16 protein-coding genes, 4 pseudogenes and 1 riboswitch are annotated in these 19,618 nt (G+C 53.3%); of the genes and pseudogenes, 7 read left to right on the forward strand and 13 right to left on the reverse strand.

Features of this window, described 5'->3' with window-relative positions:
* Positions 1-33 precede the first annotated feature (33 nt).
* A riboswitch (TPP riboswitch) is annotated at positions 34-153 on the reverse strand.
* A gap of 177 nt (positions 154-330) precedes the next feature.
* The 6 genes from LBW88_RS12770 (at position 331) to LBW88_RS12795 (ending at position 6,011) form a co-directional block, all read left to right on the forward strand.
* Complete coding sequence (locus LBW88_RS12770) at positions 331-768, forward strand: 6,7-dimethyl-8-ribityllumazine synthase (RefSeq protein ID WP_224932652.1); 438 nt, start codon at positions 331-333, stop codon at positions 766-768.
* 276 nt (positions 769-1,044) lie between these two features.
* Entirely contained in the window at positions 1,045-1,914 is an 870-nt protein-coding gene (locus LBW88_RS12775) for a metal ABC transporter substrate-binding protein (RefSeq protein WP_414004085.1), read from the forward strand.
* A complete protein-coding gene (locus LBW88_RS12780; protein WP_224932654.1) occupies positions 1,911-2,696 on the forward strand; it encodes a manganese/iron ABC transporter ATP-binding protein in 786 nt (261 codons plus the stop codon). The genes LBW88_RS12775 and LBW88_RS12780 overlap by 4 nt, the downstream gene beginning before the upstream one ends.
* The gene (sitC, locus tag LBW88_RS12785) at positions 2,680-3,543 is read left to right on the forward strand and encodes an iron/manganese ABC transporter permease subunit SitC (RefSeq protein WP_224932655.1); all 864 of its coding nucleotides are present in this window, start codon (positions 2,680-2,682) and stop codon (positions 3,541-3,543) included. The genes LBW88_RS12780 and sitC overlap by 17 nt, the downstream gene beginning before the upstream one ends.
* Positions 3,536-4,381, forward strand: coding sequence for a metal ABC transporter permease (locus LBW88_RS12790; protein WP_224932656.1), 846 nt, complete (start codon positions 3,536-3,538; stop codon positions 4,379-4,381). Before sitC ends, LBW88_RS12790 begins: the two co-directional genes overlap by 8 nt.
* 256 nt (positions 4,382-4,637) lie before the next feature.
* Positions 4,638-6,011 (forward strand): Fic family protein, encoded by a 1,374-nt coding sequence (locus LBW88_RS12795; protein WP_224932657.1) that lies wholly within the window; start codon positions 4,638-4,640, stop codon positions 6,009-6,011.
* 49 nt (positions 6,012-6,060) lie between these two features.
* On the opposite strand, the pseudogene LBW88_RS12800 reads toward LBW88_RS12795, so the two are convergent.
* From LBW88_RS12800 to LBW88_RS12835, 9 genes and pseudogenes are all read right to left on the reverse strand, one after another.
* Positions 6,061-6,197: pseudogene (locus LBW88_RS12800) on the reverse strand (AEC family transporter); the annotation flags it as partial.
* Positions 6,198-6,302: 105 nt separating this feature from the next.
* Positions 6,303-7,424, reverse strand: coding sequence for an RNA-guided endonuclease InsQ/TnpB family protein (locus LBW88_RS12805; RefSeq protein ID WP_224932658.1), 1,122 nt, complete (start codon positions 7,422-7,424; stop codon positions 6,303-6,305).
* 120 nt (positions 7,425-7,544) lie between these two features.
* A pseudogene (locus tag LBW88_RS12810) lies at positions 7,545-7,847 on the reverse strand (triphosphoribosyl-dephospho-CoA synthase); the annotation flags it as partial.
* An 87-nt stretch (positions 7,848-7,934) separates the two neighbouring features.
* Positions 7,935-8,039 (reverse strand): annotated as a pseudogene (locus tag LBW88_RS26495) (malonate decarboxylase subunit alpha); the annotation flags it as partial.
* A pseudogene (locus LBW88_RS12815) lies at positions 8,038-8,562 on the reverse strand (malonate decarboxylase subunit alpha); the annotation flags it as partial. The pseudogenes LBW88_RS26495 and LBW88_RS12815, both read right to left, overlap by 2 nt.
* A gap of 234 nt (positions 8,563-8,796) precedes the next feature.
* Complete coding sequence (locus LBW88_RS12820; protein WP_224932659.1) at positions 8,797-10,110, reverse strand: MFS transporter; 1,314 nt, start codon at positions 10,108-10,110, stop codon at positions 8,797-8,799.
* Positions 10,103-10,738 (reverse strand): DUF4286 family protein, encoded by a 636-nt coding sequence (locus LBW88_RS12825; protein WP_224932660.1) that lies wholly within the window; start codon positions 10,736-10,738, stop codon positions 10,103-10,105. Before LBW88_RS12825 ends, LBW88_RS12820 begins: the two co-directional genes overlap by 8 nt.
* Positions 10,738-12,081 carry an amidase gene (locus LBW88_RS12830; RefSeq protein WP_224932661.1) on the reverse strand — a complete coding sequence of 448 codons (1,344 nt, stop codon included), beginning with the start codon at positions 12,079-12,081 and terminating at the stop codon, positions 10,738-10,740. Before LBW88_RS12830 ends, LBW88_RS12825 begins: the two co-directional genes overlap by 1 nt.
* An 11-nt stretch (positions 12,082-12,092) precedes the next feature.
* Complete coding sequence (locus LBW88_RS12835; RefSeq protein WP_224932662.1) at positions 12,093-12,773, reverse strand: DUF2848 domain-containing protein; 681 nt, start codon at positions 12,771-12,773, stop codon at positions 12,093-12,095.
* 114 nt (positions 12,774-12,887) lie between these two features.
* Here LBW88_RS12835 and LBW88_RS12840 point away from each other — a divergent pair, with 114 nt between their 5' ends.
* Positions 12,888-13,562 carry a GntR family transcriptional regulator gene (locus LBW88_RS12840; protein WP_224932663.1) on the forward strand — a complete coding sequence of 225 codons (675 nt, stop codon included), beginning with the start codon at positions 12,888-12,890 and terminating at the stop codon, positions 13,560-13,562.
* Positions 13,563-13,788: 226 nt separating this feature from the next.
* Here the strand turns inward: LBW88_RS12840 and LBW88_RS12845 are convergent, their stop codons facing one another.
* The 4 genes from LBW88_RS12845 to LBW88_RS12860 all read right to left on the reverse strand — a co-directional run bounded on the left by LBW88_RS12845 (position 13,789) and on the right by LBW88_RS12860 (position 19,609).
* The gene (locus tag LBW88_RS12845; protein WP_224932664.1) at positions 13,789-14,349 is read right to left on the reverse strand and encodes a hypothetical protein; all 561 of its coding nucleotides are present in this window, start codon (positions 14,347-14,349) and stop codon (positions 13,789-13,791) included.
* A gap of 326 nt (positions 14,350-14,675) precedes the next feature.
* Positions 14,676-15,986: an MFS transporter gene (locus LBW88_RS12850; protein ID WP_224932665.1), complete on the reverse strand. Its 1,311-nt coding sequence runs from the start codon at positions 15,984-15,986 to the stop codon at positions 14,676-14,678.
* Positions 15,987-16,562: 576 nt separating this feature from the next.
* Complete coding sequence (locus LBW88_RS12855) at positions 16,563-17,957, reverse strand: c-type cytochrome (protein WP_224932666.1); 1,395 nt, start codon at positions 17,955-17,957, stop codon at positions 16,563-16,565.
* Entirely contained in the window at positions 17,954-19,609 is a 1,656-nt protein-coding gene (locus tag LBW88_RS12860) for a GMC family oxidoreductase (protein WP_224932667.1), read from the reverse strand. The genes LBW88_RS12855 and LBW88_RS12860 overlap by 4 nt, the downstream gene beginning before the upstream one ends.
* Between the last annotated feature and the right edge of the window lie 9 nt (positions 19,610-19,618).

Raw genomic sequence — 19,618 nt, forward strand, 5'->3', positions numbered from 1 at the left:
GGCGCGAGCGATCCTCTGCGCCAGACAACACCGGAGCGGTGCTGTCAGTCTTCCTACGCCAGTATCAACTGGGTCAGGTTCAAAGGGTCGCTAAGCCGCGCATTGCGCTTTTAGCCTCTCAGTCTCTTTGGCGAGACTCCCCCGACGCGTCTATTTGTATTGCAGGTGCAGGTCGCCGTCAAGCACGGATTGCCGAAGACAGCCGTCACGTCATCGCATGGCATTTATCGCTACGTGCACGTTCTGGATCGAAAACGTAACATATGGTATACAAAGGCATTATTGCTACTTTTCAAGCGCAAAGAAATTACAGGTGATGTTGGACTCATTATGAAAAATATTAGAATTGCCTTTATTAAAGCCGGTTGGCACAAAGAGATTGTGCACAATGCTTTGGTGGGTTTTGAGCAAGAATTAGAAGCACAGAACGTTGAAGCGGAATTAAAAGTTCTGGAAGTGCCGGGCGCATTTGAAATGCCGCTGCTGGCAAAACGCTTAGCGGAAACCGGCAAATACGACGCGATCGTTGCGGCTGCGCTGGTGGTGGATGGCGGTATCTATCGCCACGATTTCGTTGCGGCAGCAGTCGTTGATGGCCTGATGAACGTTCAGCTGACCACCAATGTTCCGGTGTTCTCCGTTTCGCTGACGCCACACAATTTCCAGCCGGTCGATGTGCTGGAAAACTTCTATACCGAACACTTTATTAAGAAAGGCAAAGAAGCCGCGCGTGCTGCGCTGGCCATTCATAATTTGTCGATCGATTAATTCTCTCTCAGGAACACTTCATTATTCGCAGTGAAGTGTTCTTGCTCTCAATAATACCTCCCTGCCCTTAAGAACAATATGTTCTACGCTATTTCGAAAATCGCATAAGCCACTTTCACTGCTCTCCTTTGCAACTTCAACTTACGTAAATTTTTGTCGTAAACAGCAAAAGGTGTACAAAAACACTTCACATTCATAGCATTCACTATAATGTATAGCACAGGCTATACTTCTCAGGGGATGACTATGTTGACCAGGCACGTTGTATCGGTTGTGATGCTTACGCTCGCGATGAGCACTACGGCATTTGCTGCCGACAAACTCAAAGTGGTCACCACTTTCACGGTGATCGCAGACATGGCAAAAAACGTCGCGGGTGATGCCGCCGAAGTGACGTCCATTACCAAGCCCGGCGCAGAGATCCACGAATACCAACCTACCCCAGGCGATATCCGTCGCGCGCAGGGCGCCGATCTGATCCTGGTAAACGGTTTTAATCTGGAGCAGTGGTTTAGCCGCTTTTACCAGCGCCTGAAAGGCGTGCCTGAAGTCACGGTGACCGAAGGCATTGAACCCTTAGGCATCACCGAAGGCCCTTACAACGGTAAACCCAACCCGCATGCCTGGATGTCACCAGACAATGCGCTGATTTACGTCGATAACATCCGCAAAGCACTGCAAATATACGATCCCGCCAATGCCGCCGTTTACCAGGCCAATGCGGATCGCTATAAAGCGCAAATCCAGCAGACTCTGGCACCGATGCGCGCCGGGATCGAAAAACTGCCTGAAAACCAGCGCTGGCTGGTGACCAGTGAGGGCGCGTTTTCCTATCTGGCGCGTGATTTAGGTCTGAAAGAACTTTATCTGTGGCCGATCAATGCCGATCAGCAGGGCACGCCGCAACAGGTGCGCAAAGTGATCGATGCGGTCAGAACTCAAAACATTCCGACCATCTTTAGCGAAAGCACCATCTCCGCCAAACCGGCCCAACAGGTCGCGCGTGAAGCGGGTATTCACTACGGCGGCGTGCTGTATGTTGACTCTCTCAGCAATAGCGATGGGCCAGTTCCGACCTACCTTGACCTCCTTCGAGTGACCACAGACACCGTGGTAAAAGGCATCACCGCCGGGAGCCAAAAATGACCCTAAACGTGCAGGATGTTAGCGTCACCTACCGCAACGGTCACACTGCGCTGCGTCAGGCCTCTTTCTCCGTGCCAGCGGGCAGCATCGCCGCGCTGGTGGGCGTCAACGGCTCGGGAAAATCGACGCTGTTTAAGGCCATTATGGGTTTTGTGCCACTCTCAACCGGTCTGGTCACGCTGGCGGAGATGCCCGCTAAGCGCGCGCTAAAACACAATATCGTCTCCTATGTGCCGCAGTCGGAAGAAGTGGACTGGAGCTTCCCGGTGCTGGTGGAAGATGTCGTGATGATGGGCCGCTACGGCTACATGAATATGCTGCGTATCCCGCGAGCCGAAGATAAACGCAGCGTGGATGAGGCGCTGGCACGCGTCGGGATGAGTGATTACCACCATCGTCAGATTGGCGAACTCTCAGGCGGGCAGAAAAAACGTGTCTTCCTCGCACGGGCGCTGGCGCAGAGTGGGCAAATCATCCTGCTGGATGAGCCCTTTACCGGCGTCGATGTCAAAACTGAAGCGGCGATCATCACCCTGTTGCAGGAGTTGCGTGATGAGGGCCGTACCATGCTGGTCTCCACGCACGATCTCAACACCATCCCTGATTACTGCGACCGCTGCGTACTGGTGAAAAACACGGTGCTGGCGAGCGGCTTACTGCGCGACACCTTCACCGCCGCCAATCTGGCACGCACCTTTGACGGTGAGGTACAACAGCGCAATGCCGCATTGTTGCAAAAGATTGCCGCACGTCCGGGGGCGGATCATGTCGTGGATTATTGAGCCATTTGGCTATCAATACATGCTGAATGCGATGTGGATCGCCGCGCTGGTCGGGGCGATTTGCGCGTTTCTTTCCTGCTTTCTGATGCTGAAAGGCTGGTCGCTGATTGGTGATGCGCTGTCACATTCGATAGTGCCGGGTGTGGCTGGCGCGTACATGCTGGGGTTGCCCTTCTCGCTCGGCGCTTTTCTTTCCGGCGGACTGGCGGCGGGCAGCATGCTGTTCCTTAACCAGCGCACGCGCCTGAAAGAGGACGCGATCATCGGATTGATCTTCTCCTCCTTCTTTGGCATCGGATTATTTCTGGTGTCGCTCAATCCAACGTCGGTCAACATCCAAACCATTGTGCTCGGCAACATCCTCGCAGTGGCACCCGCCGATATCTGGCAGCTCGGCACCATCGGTGTGGTGACGCTGACGTTGCTGCTGCTGAAGTGGAAAGATCTGATGGTGACGTTCTTTGATGAAAGCCACGCGCGCTCGCTTGGACTAAATACCACCGGCTTGAAGATTCTGTTCTTTACCCTACTCGCCGCCTCCACCGTCGCCGCGTTGCAAACCGTCGGTGCCTTTATGGTGATTTGTCTGGTGGTGACGCCGGGTGCCACCGCTTATCTGCTCACCGACCGCTTCCCGCGTTTGTTGATGATTGCCGTGGCTATCGGCAGCATCACCAGTTTCCTCGGCGCGTGGAGCAGCTATTTTCTCGATGGTGCGACTGGCGGCGTGATCGTGGTGGCACAAACTCTGGTGTTCCTGTTGGCGTTTGTGTTTGCGCCTAAACATGGCGTGCTGGCCGCGCGGCGACGCGCTCGTCTGGCACAGGAGATCAACGTCAATGAGTGAAATATTGCTGAGCCCTTTCGATTTCGAATTTATGAATATGGCGCTGATTATCACGCTGATTTTGTCACTGCCTTGCGCGATGCTGTCCGCATTTTTGGTGTTAAAAGGCTGGTCACTGCTCGGCGATGCCATGAGTCACGCGGTGTTTCCCGGCGTGGTGCTGGCGTGGTGGATCGGTTTTCCCTTTGCGATCGGCGCTTTTATCGCGGGCATGCTGTGCGCACTCGCCACCGGTTTTATCAGCCAGAACAGCCGCATCAAACCTGATACGGTGATGGGCATTGTGTTTTCGGGGATGTTCGGTGCCGGGCTGGTGCTCTATCTCAAGCTAAAACCGGAAGTCCATCTCGATCATATTTTGTTCGGCGATATGCTCGGTATTGGCTGGGCGGATATCGCGCAAACCGCCGCCATTGCGCTACTGGTTGTGCTGGTGCTAAGCGTGAAATGGCGCGATTTGTTGCTGCATGCCTTTGACCCACAACAGGCGCGCGCCTGCGGTATCAATGCAAATTTGATGCATTACGGGCTGCTGTGTTTGATTGCGCTAACCATCGTTGCCGCGCTGAAATCGGTGGGAGTGATTTTGTCGATCGCCATGCTGATCGCCCCGGGAGCCATTGCGCTGTTGCTGGCGCGGCGGTTTTTAACGGTGATGCTGCTGGCGGTGGTGATTGCCACATTAACCGGATTGTGCGGCGTTTATGCCTCGTTCTTCCTCGATAGCGCGCCGGGACCGACCATAGTGGTGCTATATAGCCTGCTGTTTGTGGTGACGTTTGTGGGTGTGAGCTGGCGCGATAGAGCGAATCGTCACGGCTTTGCGGATATCAAATAAAGTGATTCCGGGCCGCAAATCTTAAGGTTGGGCCATAAATTTAATCAATTGGGCCGATAATGAGTGAAATGGGCTGAAAACTATTTATAATGGGCCGTAAATGTTTAGGGTGGGCCATAAATATCGATATCGTGGGCCATTAACGTTCAATATGGGCCACAAATCTATCTGGTCTTAAGCCTTCAACGAGTGCAAAGCACGGGCCAGATAGGTTTCTGATTTATGGATTTTAAGCTAATCCCAGAGGCATACGATTTTGATCCAGCCAACCTCCCCAGATGATCTTTCAGACCTACAACACCGAATTCTCTCAACTATCGCAAGTGCCGAATCTTCGCTCAGTTCCGGTGATCTCGCAGGTCGGCTTGGTGTGGGTCGTTCAACGATCAAACGTCATATCGAAATTTTGCTTGGGCAAAGCAAAATTATCAGGCATGGCGTAGGACGAGGGACTCGGTATACCGCGCTGGCACCCTTGAACAAACTGCCCCAATCCGGTTCATCGGTGACGGATAAGACCCCTGAATATCATTCCTCTTCCCTTACTTCAGCTCAGTCATTGCTTCAACATTTAAACTTACCTCTGTCAGTAAGGGATATTTCCGGGTATGACCGTAGCTTCGTGGACAATTATATTCCGAACGAAACATTCCTCCTGCCCCAGACGCTAGCCTTGGCCTTGATGAATGAAGGAAAAATGGCAGGGCAACAGCCCGCTGGGACATACGCGCGAAAAGTTCTGGAGCAATTGCTCATCGATTTGTCCTGGTCATCTTCTCAACTTGAGGGAAACAGATATTCATTGCTGGCCACTGAAGAACTGTTCAAAAGTGGCGCGGCATTAAATGATTTAGATGCCGTCATGCTGCTTAACCATAAACAGGCAATAGAGTTTTTGGTCGATGCAGTCCCGGAATCAGGATTAACGGGGCCGGTAATCAGTAACCTGCATGCTTTGTTGATGCACGATTTACTGTCAAATCCTGACGAGTTGGGAGCGATCAGACGCAAAATAGTGAATATTTCGGGAACAACCTACACTCCACTACAGGCACCGTTCCTGTTACAAGAAATGTTCGACATTATTATCAAAAAAGGACGGCTGATTAATAATCCTGTGGAGTCAGCCTTTTTCCTGTGGGTCAATATCGCTTATTTGCAACCCTTTGAAGACGGAAATAAAAGAACCAGCAGGCTGGCCGCAAATATTCCGCTTATGATCTACAACAGCGCTCCACTCTCCTTTCTTGATGCTGATGTAACAAGCTATGCATACGCGATGATGGGAATCTATGAAAAACGTGACGTGAATTTAGCCGTTGAGTTGTTCGTACATTTATATCGTCGTTCAATCAAACGCTATGCCGTCACACTGGAAGCCATGGGTGTTCCAGATCCATTTAGACTTCGTCACCGGGAAGATTTAAACACGACTATTCGCTTAATCGTTGCAGAGGGTAAGAATATTGAGTCTGCGATACAGATGATTGATCTTGTTCCTGAAGACAGAGAGCGATTCATGCAGCTTTTGCAGAATGAACTGCGCATATTGAGTACGTTAAATTGTGCCAGGTATCGTCTATCAATATCGCTAACGGAGCAGTGGATCCGTCAGGGGCGGCCAAGCTAGCAATTATTTTAAGTGAAACCGACAGACTGCGTTCACGCCCGTTTTTGGCTAACCCGCTCCACGACGTTTGCACCGTGGCGCTGAACAACGCGGCGGGCAGTGAAAAATCCATCACAAAATATTGAGTAAAGAGACATTCTTGTTATCAACCATTTTGGCTTTGCCGGCCCAGAATCCGAGCAACATGATAATGAAGCTCGGAGCCAGAGCATGCAGAATCACGTAAGTCTTGACTGCTCCCCGCTCTAAAGGGCGAGGATTCCCACTTCAACGCAACCTACCTAAACCACATTAAGCGGCTTTAGGCTTTACAGTCGCTCCGTGGGCTAACGCGGTCAGCCCGACCGCTTTTATATTCTTCGCCGCGTTTACGTCACGGTCATGGTTAGCCTCACATTCAGGGCAAATCCATGACCTAACGTTAAGCGCCATTTTTGTCAGGGTATAGCCGCAACTGCTACAGCGTTTTGAGGACGGGAAAAACGGGTCAATTGCGACCACGGATCGCCCCGACCATTGGCCCTTATATTCAAGCTGGCGAACAAATTCGCCCCAGCTTGCGTCTGCTATCGCTTTGGATAGTTTGGGATTGCGGATCATATTTTTCACTTTCAGGGATTCGACGCAAACAACTTGGTTATCGTTTATGAGTTTGCGGGATAGCTTGTGCAGGTTATCCATACGGCAATCAGCAATTTTCGCGTGGATGCGGGAGACTTTTGCACGTGCTTTGGCGCGATTCTTTGAGCCTTTTTTCTTCCTGCTCAATCGACGCTGTAGCAGCGCGAGGCGCTTCGCATATTTAGCGGTGTGGCGGGGATTGCCTGTTTTGAATCCGGTATCGGTGACGAACAAATCTGTTAAACCAACATCAATGCCGACCGTTTTAGCGGTGATCGGCAGTGATACAGGTTCAAACTCGCAGAGGCACGATACAAAATAGCGCCCAGCTGAATCTTTGGACACGGTGACGGTAGACGGCACGGACGGCAAAGGGCGACTCCAGCGCACGTCTAAAGGCGCTTTGCTCTTTGCCATAAACAACTTGCCATCACGATATTTAAACGCTGCATCGGTCAGCGTAGCCGCCTGTTTATGACGCTTGCTTCTGAAGGTGGGATATTTCGCCCGACCTGCAAAGAAGTTAGAAAAGGCGGCTTGTTGGTGGCGTAGCGCTTGCTGCAATGGAACGCTGGAAACGTCATTGAGCCATGCAAAATCTGGCTCTTTTTTGAGAGCGGTTAGTCGTGCGCTGGCTTGCGTGTAGCCGATCTTTTCCTGGCGGTCATAGTATGCGTCAGTGCGCCAGCGCAAGATGCTGTTATAGACAAAACGCACACACCCAAACGTTTGAGACAAAAGCTCAATCTGATCGGGTGTAGGGTAGAATCTGTATTTATATGCGCGTTTCATTCCTTACATATTACGGCGAATTATGTAAGAGGATCCAGAAATGTTACTCAGTTACCGCGCTTATATCCCCGCCCGATTGGGTGAGGTCTTATGCGCAAATTAATAAATCACCTGTTTCACGGCGTACAGCCCTTTACTGAAGGTTTTCGGGGCATGGTGGTCCGGCAAGCGGGCCAGTTCCGCAGCACGAGTGCAAAGTTGATCGCTGCTTGCTTCACCGCCCTGCATCGCCGCCGCGCTGACCAGCAAACCCAATGCCCAGATCGCGCCACGATGGGTATTCACCCCGTCGGTGGTAGCCATCATTTGACGCTCACCTTCGCGACCAAGGCGGCCCACGGTTTCGCGCAGTGCGATATCCACTGGACGCTGCCAGCACTGTTGCGCCAGCGCATAAAGCGCATAAAAGGTCGGCGTCAGGTTCACTTCTTTGATCAGGCAATCGGTGGCGTGCTGAGAGAGATAGGCAATACTCTCTTCAGTCAGCACATGCGTCACGTCATCACCATAAATCATCACCGGCGCCAGCGGCATTCCGGAATTTTTTGCCACTTCAATGGCATCGAGTTTCTCTACGAAGGTCGGTTTCACGCCTGCCTGGAAGGTTTCCACCATCCACCAACGCTGGCGTGTCTTCGGTACTCGCCCCGGTGTAGAGATTGCCCTTGCGGTCGGCTTTGAAACCGGCGATCAGCGCAACATTGGGCGCGAGATCGACGTACAGACGGGAATAAAGTTCGATGTAAGTGTGAATCGCACCGATTTCCAGCTGATCGTCCTCCAGCAGCTGCGATATGCGCAGACTTTGCGTGCCGGAGAAGGAGAAGTCGAGCTTACGAGCGATGCCCTTTTCGAAAATGTCGAGGTGTTCACTGCGGCCCACGCTCGGCATGATCATATGAAGATGGTGCACTTTTTGCGGATTGACCTCGGCCAGCATGCGCGAAAGGAAATCTGCCTGTTTTTGGTTGTTCCCTTCCAGCACGACCCGGTCGCCCGGCGAGATTAATTTTTCCAGCATCTCGACCATTTGATCGGTGGGTAATACTTTGCCCTGCACCGGCAACGACGCCTGCCGCCGTTGTTTCTCGATACGGCGCGTATTCCACACCCGCGCCGTTTGTTGTCCTGATGACATGACTAACCTCCTGAATGAGCGAATCGCTTGATTACGTCAACGCAGGAAAGTGTGGTCTTAAGCGGTGATGGCATCAATCAACCTGAGGGTGGGATCGTTAGCCTGAGAGTAATGATTAGGCTGCTAGAAATTTGCGGTTGGTCAACGTTTCAAGGGGTAAATTGTGGGCAAAAAAAATGGGCACCTATGAAAGATGCCCAGCGCATATCAAGACTAAACCTACATTGAGTATGATTATAGCGGCTTATGCGCCGTCTCTTTTGCCTTCCACAAGGCAAACAGCGTGATCAGCAGCGCCAGCGTGACATAAAGCGAAACCCACAAACTGCTTCCCGTTTCTTTAAACAGCGTGGTGATGATCAACGGCGCGAAACCGCCCCCGACGATACCTGCCAGCGTGTAAGCCAGTGACGACCCGGCATAACGAACGTGGCTGGGGAACTGCTCAGTAACGAATGCGGCCTGTGGCCCATACATGATTGCGTGAATCAGCAGACCCCCTATCACCGCCAGCACAATCAGCACCGGCTGCGTGCTGTCTAATAACATGAAGAACGCGAACGACCAGATGATCGCCAACACTGCGCCAGTGATGTAAACCGGGCGGCGTCCCCACTTATCCGACAGCGCACCAAACATTGGGACGGTGATCGCGTTCCCTATTGCGCCTAACATCGTAGCCATTAAAGCCAGCGGACGTGGCAGCTGTAATACGGTGGTGACGTAAGTCAGGGTAAACACCACCACCAGCGCGTAAAGCACATCGGAACCGATACGCGAACCACCCGCAATCAGCAGCTGCTTAGGATATTTGACGAACACTTCTTTCAGTGGCGTATGCGTAGTTTTTTCCGCAGCCTGCATCGCGACAAAGGTGGGTGTTTCTTCCACGCCACGGCGTAACCACAACCCAAATATGACCAGCAGCAGACTCAGCAGGAACGGAATGCGCCAGCCCCATGCCTGGAACTGATCGGCGCTCATCATCACCGTCACCATCGTGATAAAACCGGTGCCAATCAATGTGCCGCAGGAAGGCCCAACCTGCGCAAAGGAGGCATTACGGCCTCGCTTGTCAGCATCGCCGTGCTCCATCGACAGTAAAACGGCACCCGCCCATTCACCGCCCAGCGCAATACCCTGCACAAAACGCAGCGCGACCAACAGCACCGGACTCCAGATGCCCCACACCGCATAGCCGGGCAGCAAACCCATCAAGGCAGTGGTGACGCCCATGATCACCAGCGTGATGATCAACACAGCTTTGCGCCCGGCGACATCCCCCAAATGTCCAAATACAAAACCACCCAGCGGTCGTGAAATGTAGCCCACTGCATAGGTTGAAAATGCCAGAATAGTGCCGACCAGCGGATCGAAGCTGGGGAAAAACACATGGTTAAATACCAGGGCCGCCATGATGTTGTAGACCGTGAAGTCATACCACTCTAGCGCGGTGCCGATAGAGCTGGCGGCAGCCAGACGCCCGGTTTTTGACGAAGTGCGCTTGTCACGCACCGTCTGCTGCAAAGAAGAGTCTGTGTTAGCCATGTGCCAACTCCTGTTTAGTTAACTGCCAGCTAAAGGCATAGCGTTGAACATCGCCGGTCATACATTCCGCCGCGTGTGAAGCCAGTTGGTCACAGCTTGATGCGTCACTACAGTGAATCAGAAGCATGGGTAGCATCTGACGCTGTTCTTTACTCTCCATCGGCAACGGAGAACTGAGTGCGACATCCGGAGTCAGCAAACTAGAAGCGATATAACCCGGTGTGACGCCGATCTGCTGCTGCCAGGCGGTTAACACCTCAGCATCCAGCGCTTTCAACGTCACCACCGCCAGATGGTTGCCCGTTCCTTTGCCATGTTGATGGGTGACCGCGTTGACCCGACGCATTGGGTTCACCATCTTTTGCAGATTTTTCACTGACCATTCGGTCTGGCGCGTAAAGGCCGCGTGATAATCCGCGCTGGTGAAAGCTTCCAGCTCCTCGGTTTCGTATAAGCCAAGATATTTGCGCTCGGCATTGATTGCCTGATAGCGCGTTCCGCTCAGGAAGCCAGCGATCGCGACGCGCTCCTCTACATGTTCATGGTCATACCATTGGTTGAAGTCTGATTCGTCTTCAGCGCCAATGTTGGTAGCAACAAACAGCATGCCGTGGGGTTGAGTCATCATTAGGATCTCCAGTTAAGGGCAGTTTCCACGGCGAGCGACCAGCTGATTAAGCGGGCGTCATCACCATGAACAGAAGCAAGGCTTAGGCCAACCGGTGCACAACCGGTTTTATGGCAGGGTAAAGAGAGCGCACAGCCGTCCAGCATGTTGATTACGCTGGTGTTACGCAGCATCAGCGCGTTGACTTCCATGTACTGCTGCGCATCTTCCAGTGAAGCGATGGTCGGCGCGATACGTGGAACGGTAGGCATCAGTAAGGCGTCAAAGTCGGCCAGTATGCTGTTAACGCGCAGCTGCCACGCTTTCCGCTGTTGATGAAGTTCATTGGCATCTTGTTCCGTCAACCAACTGCCGCGTTGCACACGCACCAACACTTGAGGATCGTAAGCTTCGGGTTGCGCCAGTGCGGTTCGTTGATGCCATTGCCATGCCTCGTATGCGGTAATGCCGCCACGCGCATTCATGCTGTTCAACTCATCCAACTCTTCGAGCGGTAGTGCAACCAGGGTGGCACCGGCCTGTTCCAGTGCTTCGATGGCATTTTTCCAGGCCTGCGCAACGTCTTCGTCGAGTCCATCCAGCACGCGGGTCTGCGGAATGGCGAAACGAGCATTGCGCAACTCCACCTGCTGGAGTTGAAGCGGCTGTTCTGCGATGACGCTATCCAGCAGCCAGCAGCTGCGCACGTCATGGGCAATCACACCGATACTGTCGAGTGAGGCAGAGAGCGGTAACGTTCCCAACTGATTGATGCGATTCGCGGTGGGTTTAAAGCCAGTCAAGCCGCACAGCGCAGCAGGAATACGCACCGAACCGCCCGTGTCAGTGCCAATGGCGCCAAGACACATGCCATCGGCGACGGCGACAGCTGCACCTGAGGAAGAACCGCCTGGAATGCGTTTTTCTGCGCGCTGCCATGGATTGCCTGGGGTGCCGTAATGCGGATTGATGCCCAACCCGGAGAAGGCGAACTCCGTCATATTGGTTTTACCCACAATCGCGGCGCCTGCTTGAATTAGGCGATCGACTACGCTGGCATTCGCTGCCGCCGGTTTTGCATTTAGCAGCAAATGTGAGCCCGCCGTGGTGGGCTCGCCTTGCACATCAAACAGGTCTTTGATACTCACGGGTAGCCCATCAATGACACTCAGGGGCTGTTGGGTTCTCCAGCGCTCGCCTGCCGCGATGGCTTGCTGCGTGGCCGGTGCGGCATAGTGTGTGGTGAAAACCAGTTCCCCTTCCTTTGCCGGATCCTGCGCCGCGTGCAATGCCGATTCAGTGAAAGCCTCAGGAGACGCATTTCCTGCCTGAAGCTGCTGACTAACTTCCCAGAGTGTGGTCATGAGCATGCTCCTTAAGCGACCACTGGCAACGCGCCAGTGCAGTAAGCGTGTTCAAGCGTGCGATTCAGGCGCGGGTCGTACAGCGCCATGCGAAATTCGCTGGAAGGTCGAATACCGCCAATCGCACCCAGCGTGCCGCAGGACATTGCCAATCCTTCTTGTGCGGTGTTGCCGTTCAGATAGCGGGCCAGCAGATCTTGCGGCGTGAGTAACGAGGCCAGTGAGCCCTGCTGATACACCACCCATTTGCCCTGCTCTTTAATCCACGAGGTGAGTTCCAGCACATCCCAATGTTCAACCACTTCGCTCATTCGCCAGGCTTTGCTGGCAACCGGTTTGATACAGGCCTGTTTGGAGAGGGCGACGCTGAAGGTTTCCAGATAACGGTCGGTGTGATCAGAAGTCAGCGACACCCACCACTCGCCGCGATGAAAGAACACGAAGGGTTCTGCTTCACCTGAGGTTTCATTGCCGACCACCTCAAGCAGTGGCTGCTGGCTCAGTTGATTGGTCGCGACGCGATAAAACAGCGGCACTGCACCGGGAGCGGGCACGCCTAGCGCCTCCAGCTCCCTGATATGGTGCAACACCGCATCCGCATCACGTCCGGCCCAACCCGCGATAATAAAATGGGAAACTTCGACATCGAGCGTGGTAGCGGCTTCATCGCCTGTTGTGAACTGAAGGTGCATGTGATGATCTCCATTTGAAAAAACACTGTGAAATTTCACTGTGATTTCAAACTAGCGATTTTCATGCCAGATTTTTGTGTAATATGTCTCATAGGCAAAAAAAGGAACGTCGTGATGAGTGAGTCAGTTACTGAAAATGTGAACCCAGCCAGCAGGGAAAAAAGTCTTTCTTTGAATGAACAGGCTTATCTGGCGTTCAGGCACAAGCTCATCACCCTGCGCTACAAGCCGGGGGAATATTTAAATACCGCGCAGGTGATGGATGATTTGGCCATGGGCCGAACGCCGATCAATCAAGCGATTCATCGGCTGGCCACTGAAGGGTTGTTGCAGATTATCCCGCGTAAAGGCGTGATGGTGGCCCCCCTGTCGATTGATGATGCGCTGGAGTTAATTGAGGTGCGACTGGTCAACGAAACCCTGTGCGTCGAGTTGGCCAGCCAGAAAGTGATCGATTCACACCTTCAACAGCTACGCGAACTGAACCAGCAAATCGCTCAGGCGAGCAAGTCACGCAGTCGTGAACAGATGATGCTGCTGGATCGTGAGTTTCACCAGGCGTTGGCCGATATCGCCGGAAACAGCCGGCTTTCAGATATTCTTAGCGTGATCCATGCGCAGGCACAGCGTTTCTGGGCTACAACGCTGTCTAACGTTGTCCATATGGATGAAGTGATTGCGGAACATGATGAGATTATTGAGGCGCTGGAGTCTGGGGATAAGCAACGCGCGGCCGATGCGGCCCGTGCTCATATTTTCTCGTTTAAACGCGCCCTACTTTCGACCTGATGTCTCCCGCAGTTTTCCACCCTGCCGCTTATATTTTGCGAGTAACCCAGCAACCGGATTTCGGCGACTGGGCGATGAAATGTTTGCTGATGATCCTAACGGCGACTTGAAATTCTTCTGCTGTAAAAGCGCTTTTTCTTTTTACCACGAACTATGGCGTAAATTGAAAATGCCAACACGATGCATAATATAAAAACCAAAACCAGTTGTGACATGACCAGCCTTATTATTGCTTACAGACAATCCCTTTAGCGATATAGATCAGTGCACGCTCAGAGAATGAACTCCGAATATGCAGTCGCCTTTTGCAATAGGAAAAGTTGTTCTTTATTGTTGAGTAACTTCTGTTCATTAGCGTCGCAATGTCGGCGATATCCACGCCTAACGATTTCATATAGATGATTTGCAAGCTCTGCAACGATAATCTGACGGGCCGATTTTCATGCAAAATTACCGCGCTCATGACGTAGCACAAGAGTGCATCTGCCGCTGACCTTAATGAAACGAAATGAATTCGTGAATACACCTCATAGTTGTCTCTGTCCTGGGTAAGGACGAAAATATAGGCTTTTTCACCGTGTCTTTTTCGCAACGCAAACACATCACTTATTCTTGCTTCTAAGGACATGGAACAGGCATTGACGATAATAATGGTACTGTCGGTGGGTTGCTGTGGAAATCTCTCACGCATCAGGGCTGAAATACCGGCTACGGTATATTGGCAATCTGAATACAGCACGAGCGACGTCGTTCCCAGATTAAGTACCCTGGCGTTAGTAAGTGGCATGCGAATACCCACGCAATGTTGCAATTAATTAGGTTTTTTCTGATTTACATTGGACTTAAGTCTCAAAAAAATCATACACCTTTCATATCATGCCGCGCAGGGTTATTTCATTTTGCTTGCGAGTTCTTTGCGAAATACTTACTCACCACCAATGATACAAGTCATTTAGGGTTTCAATATTCAAATAATTGGGGTTTTAAGGGGGCAAAACTTCGATAATTTTGAATGCAGTGAGTTTGGTACGCCAGTATGAATGAACTTTATGTGCCACTCTATAATGTTGTTTACGGGAGCCAGAGTTGCGCTGCCCGTGGCAGCGCACCCTTTCACTTCACACTCATCAACCGGTCATCCGTCCCTGATTCACGCGGGGCTGGTGGATTAATATCGCAGTTACGCGGCAGCAGTGCCGTAATAATCCCGGCCACCACCAGCGAACCTGCCAGCCAGCACACCGCCACATTCTGCCCGTATAACATTGTCATAATACCGACCAGATAAGGCCCGCAGAATCCGCCCAGATTGCCGAGTCCGTTAATCACGCCACGCGCACTGCCCGCCACTTCAGGTGCAGCAATGCGGCCGGGAATCGACCAGAACGGGCTGGTCGCCGCCTTCAGGAAGAATCCGCACACCACCAGAGCGATATAGGATGCGACGATATTGCTGTGCAACACCACTGAAGCCAGCAAGGCGGCGGCGAAGCAAAACAGCGAGACCATCACCCACAGACGACGCTTGCCGGTGCGATCGCTAAGCCAGGAGATGGCATAGATACCAAAAATAGTGGCAACAAACGGCAGTGCCGCTAATAAGCCGACCCCTGCCATATTCGTGCCGGTGAGATTTTTCAGGATGCTTGGCAGCCACAGCGTGTAGCCGTAATCGCCCGTCTGATAGAAGAAGTTCAATGCCACTAGCTTCATCAACCCCGAATTGCGGAATACCGCTTTCAGTGGTGCCTTGCTGACCGGTGCCGCGCGATGATGCACGGCACGATCGCGCGCCAGTTCACGTAACAGATACTCTTTTTCACGCGCGGGTAGCCAGCGCGCTTCTTCAGGACGGTCAGCAATCACCAGCCACCATACCAGCAGCACCGCCGCAGAGAGCAAGCCTTCGATAATGAACAGCCAGCGCCAGTCGAGCACGTTGATGATGTAGCCAGAGATCGGCGCGGTAAACATGCCACCCAGTGGCGCAAACATCATCACGAAGGCGTTGGCACGTCCGAGTTCCTTTTCCGGGAACCAGTTGCTGACCATGGTAAGCACCACCGGCAGCATGCCGCCTTCGGAGATACCCAGCACAAAGCGCAGCGCCAGCAGTTGGTAGTGATTAGTGACGAAGCCAGTAGCAATTGACACCACCATCCAGGCGATCAGCGACCAGGCGATAAAACGTTTACCGCTGCCATTCACCGCGATGCGCCCGCCCGGCACCTGTAAGAACAGATAACCAATGAAGAAGATGCCGCTGACCATTCCAGCCATCTGACTGGTGATCGCCAGGTCCTGATCCATGCCGCCCGGCAGCGCGAAGCTGATGTTTACGCGATCCATAAACGAGATGATGCAGGTAATCAGAATCGGGGCAATAACGCGATACCAACGTGTCCCGGGGATTTTCTCGTGCATAACGCCCTCTCTCTTTGCGCAACCATGCGTAAGCTCTATGGCTTCTTATTAAAGAGAGTTTGGTAATAATTATTGCGATCCTAATCACTGGGATGAATGTTAAGAAACTGTGTTACTTACGGCGTGATCGAAGGGGCACATTTTACGGGTTATGAAGCCATTAAGCGGAGCCATAGGGATTTTAAGCGGGATGATTCATTAAGACTGGTGACTAAAATAGCGGGTGTAACCTGATGCCGTAACATGACATGCAACAAGATCGCCATTAATGGTGAAATGCTGGTTAGTTAAGCGATGGGTGATAACGCAGTCTGGGGTCGCATTTGGGCTGCCGGTCCTCGCGCCGCTAACGCGGTACCTTCACTTTATTCGTCAGCCGGGCGGACGGGCGCAGACGGAACATCCCTGTTCCGCCTGCGCCTTTCGCCAGCATCCATGCTGGCTCTCCTGGCTTCCTCACTCCGTTCAGCGCTGCGAAATGCCAGCCCAAAAGCGCCCCCAGCCTGCTATTAAGCTTAAGTGCGTACTGTTAATAATAAGGGCATGACGTCTTTGGTTTTGGTGCCTGATATCATTTTAACTGCGCTTACGGCGCATGATGCGCCACACGACAAACACCACCAGCAACACGATAATCGCGCCAATCATACCCGGCAGCATCATGGGTTGCAGGCGCGCCAGCAGCGGTGGATGCCCCCCCTTCCGCACCCACGCCACATCACCCGCAGTCACGGTGACCGCGGCATTACCGTAATGCGCTAACACGAAGTTGCTGATATCGGCGACCTGCTGATCATTCAGTTTGTCGACATACGACGGCGAACTGAAGCCCGGCATCAACACCTGATGATCAGCCGTGTCGCGCTGAACACCAAACAAAATGGCAGAGATCAGGTTGTTCGGATTATGCAGTCCTGTTGCCGTGTTGTGGAACAGCGATGGATAAGCCTGATTGGCACTGCCTGCGCCATCCGGCTGGTGACAGCTGGCGCAGTTGCCGCTGAATAACACGGCACCGTTGTCCAGCGAGTGATTGGCGTTGCTCGGGTTGCGGCCACGCACGCTATTTTCCACATCATAAGGCGCGCCGTAACTGAATGCGGGTACGGTTTCACCTTCGTCACGAATCGGTGCGGTGCCTTTTAGGTAGGTGGCAATAGCGTGCAGATCGCTGTCCGGCAGATACTGCAGGCTGTGCTCAACCGCTTCCGCCATACCGCCTGCCGCCTGATTCTTGCCGGGCGCGCGGCCGGTTTTCAGGTATTGCACCAACTCGTCATCGCTCCAGCCACCAATACCGCTCACCTCATCCGAAGTGATGTTTGGCGCATACCAACTGCCCAGCGGTCCGCCCGCCAGTGGACGATCCTGCTGCTCCTGCATCATAAATCCGCGCGGCGTATGGCAGGTATTACAGTGTGCCAGTCCGTTCACCAGATAGTTACCGCGATTCCACTCCGCGCTTTTGCTGCCATCGTTCTGCCACATCTTGTCGTTGGCGAACATCATGTTCCAGAACCGCATGCTGAAACGCATGTTGAACGGGAACGGCAAATCGGTCTGCGGATTGTGCTGCGCTTGCGCTTTCACGCCATGCATCATGTAGTAATAAAGCGCGTGCAGATCGGCATCGGTCATCATGCTGTAGGAGGTATAAGGCATCGCCGGATAGAGCTGTGCGCCGTCCGCACGTATGCCGTGACGCACTGCCTCTGAGAACTGCGCTTCGCTATAGTTGCCGATGCCGCTGCTGTCGGGCGTGATGTTAGTGGCGTAAATAGTGCCCATCGGTGAGGCGATACCGTAGCCGCCGCTGTAGGCGGTTTTGCTGCCTGGTGCAGTGTGGCACGCCTGGCAGTCAGACGCCGTGGCAACCTGTTCACCTTGTCGTAGCAAATTCACATCCAACGTTTCCGCCTGCGCGCCAAAAGCCATCAGCGCGAATAGGCTACCTGCAAGCAGCGTTTTCATGCGAACTCCTTCATGCGCAGGCTGATGTCATGTGCCGCTTTCAGACCGAGCGCCGCCATGGTCAGCGTACTGTTAACCACGCTGGCGGAAGGGATCGCGCCACCGCCCGGCAACCACAGGTTTTCATGATCAAAGGCACGGCAGTTGCCATTAACAACCGCATCTTTGCCGCTTTTGCCCATGATCACGCCGCCCATGATGTGGTTGTTGGCGTTCAGGCCTTTGCTGATAGCGAACTCTTTGCCGTTAAACAGCTTACCGATTTTCTCCAACTGCTCATGCGACACTTCCGCGCCCTTACGCACGTAATCGCCCACGTCGTAATAGATATCCGGGCATGCCAGTCCGTGTGGATCTTTGCGGGTTTTGCTCAGGGTGAGACGGTTTTCCGGATCCGGTAACGGTTCGAGGCTGATGGAGATATCGACGCTGTGCACTGAGCGATAACGAATCTCCTCATCCAGCACTTTGCCGACCAGCCCCTTTTTCAGCGCCTGTTGTGTGGCTGCCACTACGCGCGAGATATTGTTTAAAATCATTTTGTTGGCCGAGTAATCACGACGGAACTCGCCATCACGATAGCCCACCATACAGCTGCTCTGCGCCGGTCCGCGTCCCAGCCACACCGGTTCTTCGGTAAGGAACGAGCAGTGGAAACCGGAGTGATCCATCATGTTACGGCCGACCATATCGGAACCGTTAGCGATGCCGTTCGGATTGCCCCCATTAGCCGCCAGCAGCAGCAAGCGCGGGGTTTCAATGCCGTTACAGGCCAGTGCGAAGGCTTTACCGCTGGCTTTGTGCGAGGCGCCAGAGGCATCTTTCCAGTGCACGGCGGTGATGCGGTTATTGCCGTCGGTATCGATTTTGTAAACCACCGCTTCGGCCAGCACCACTGCGCCATTACGCTCGGCGCGTTCGATGTGGTGGATACCGTTATACATCGCGCCAATTGGGCAGATCGGTTGGCAGTTGTTGTTGCCACAACAGGTAGGACGCCCCTCCCACGGACGCGTGCTGCGCCCCTGGGGGATCGGCACCAGGTTGTAACCGTGCGGATTCACCACGCTGGCGAAGTAATTATCCCCGTGAGCAAACGGCACCATATCCATCGGATACGGTTGGCTGCGTTCGACCGGCGACTGCATGTGTGGATCGTTCGGCCCCGCCACGCCAATCTCGTTTTCGGCACGGCAATACCACGGCTCCAGCTCGTCATAACTGATTGGCCAGTCACGTCCCACGCCGTATTTTGACTCCATTACAAAATCGCTCGGGTGATGACGCCAGCACGATGCCGCCCAGTGCCAGGTGGTGCCGCCGACCGTGCGCAGATAACCCTGCTGGAAGCTGGATGCGTTAGGACCCGTGACGTTGACATAGTTGTTCGGCGGGAAATAGAGCGGCGCGGGCGCAAATTTGGACTGCGGATACAGCCCCTGAAAATCTGAACCTGCGCGATTCGCAAATGGCATATTGCGCCAGTTTTCGACCGCCTGTGCGCGATCAATACGTAAACCTGCTTCCAGTACCAGCACCGAGTAGCCCTGACTGACGAGTTCGTTCGCCATCAATCCACCGACCACACCTGAGCCCACAATCACAATGTCTGCGGAGGCATCACCCTGCGCAGTAAAAGTTGGTTTTTTCATGATTTTTTC

The organism is Pantoea sp. alder81 (assembly GCF_020179835.1).
Classification (GTDB): domain Bacteria; phylum Pseudomonadota; class Gammaproteobacteria; order Enterobacterales; family Enterobacteriaceae; genus Pantoea.

Bases quoted from the DNA above. Each gene is read 5' to 3' on its own strand.
- LBW88_RS12770 (WP_224932652.1), top strand. From the start codon at position 331: ATGAAAAATATTAGAATTGCCTTTATTAAAGCCGGTTGGCACAAAGAG.
- LBW88_RS12775 (WP_414004085.1), top strand. From the start codon at position 1,045: ATGCTTACGCTCGCGATGAGCACTACGGCATTTGCTGCCGACAAACTC.
- LBW88_RS12780 (WP_224932654.1), top strand. From the start codon at position 1,911: ATGACCCTAAACGTGCAGGATGTTAGCGTCACCTACCGCAACGGTCAC.
- sitC (WP_224932655.1), top strand. From the start codon at position 2,680: ATGTCGTGGATTATTGAGCCATTTGGCTATCAATACATGCTGAATGCG.
- LBW88_RS12790 (WP_224932656.1), top strand. From the start codon at position 3,536: ATGAGTGAAATATTGCTGAGCCCTTTCGATTTCGAATTTATGAATATG.
- LBW88_RS12805 (WP_224932658.1), bottom strand. From the start codon at position 7,424: ATGAAACGCGCATATAAATACAGATTCTACCCTACACCCGATCAGATT.
- LBW88_RS12820 (WP_224932659.1), bottom strand. From the start codon at position 10,110: ATGGCTAACACAGACTCTTCTTTGCAGCAGACGGTGCGTGACAAGCGC.
- LBW88_RS12825 (WP_224932660.1), bottom strand. From the start codon at position 10,738: ATGATGACTCAACCCCACGGCATGCTGTTTGTTGCTACCAACATTGGC.
- LBW88_RS12830 (WP_224932661.1), bottom strand. From the start codon at position 12,081: ATGACCACACTCTGGGAAGTTAGTCAGCAGCTTCAGGCAGGAAATGCG.
- LBW88_RS12835 (WP_224932662.1), bottom strand. From the start codon at position 12,773: ATGCACCTTCAGTTCACAACAGGCGATGAAGCCGCTACCACGCTCGAT.
- LBW88_RS12840 (WP_224932663.1), top strand. From the start codon at position 12,888: ATGAGTGAGTCAGTTACTGAAAATGTGAACCCAGCCAGCAGGGAAAAA.
- LBW88_RS12845 (WP_224932664.1), bottom strand. From the start codon at position 14,349: ATGCCACTTACTAACGCCAGGGTACTTAATCTGGGAACGACGTCGCTC.
- LBW88_RS12850 (WP_224932665.1), bottom strand. From the start codon at position 15,986: ATGCACGAGAAAATCCCCGGGACACGTTGGTATCGCGTTATTGCCCCG.
- LBW88_RS12855 (WP_224932666.1), bottom strand. From the start codon at position 17,957: ATGAAAACGCTGCTTGCAGGTAGCCTATTCGCGCTGATGGCTTTTGGC.
- LBW88_RS12860 (WP_224932667.1), bottom strand. From the start codon at position 19,609: ATGAAAAAACCAACTTTTACTGCGCAGGGTGATGCCTCCGCAGACATT.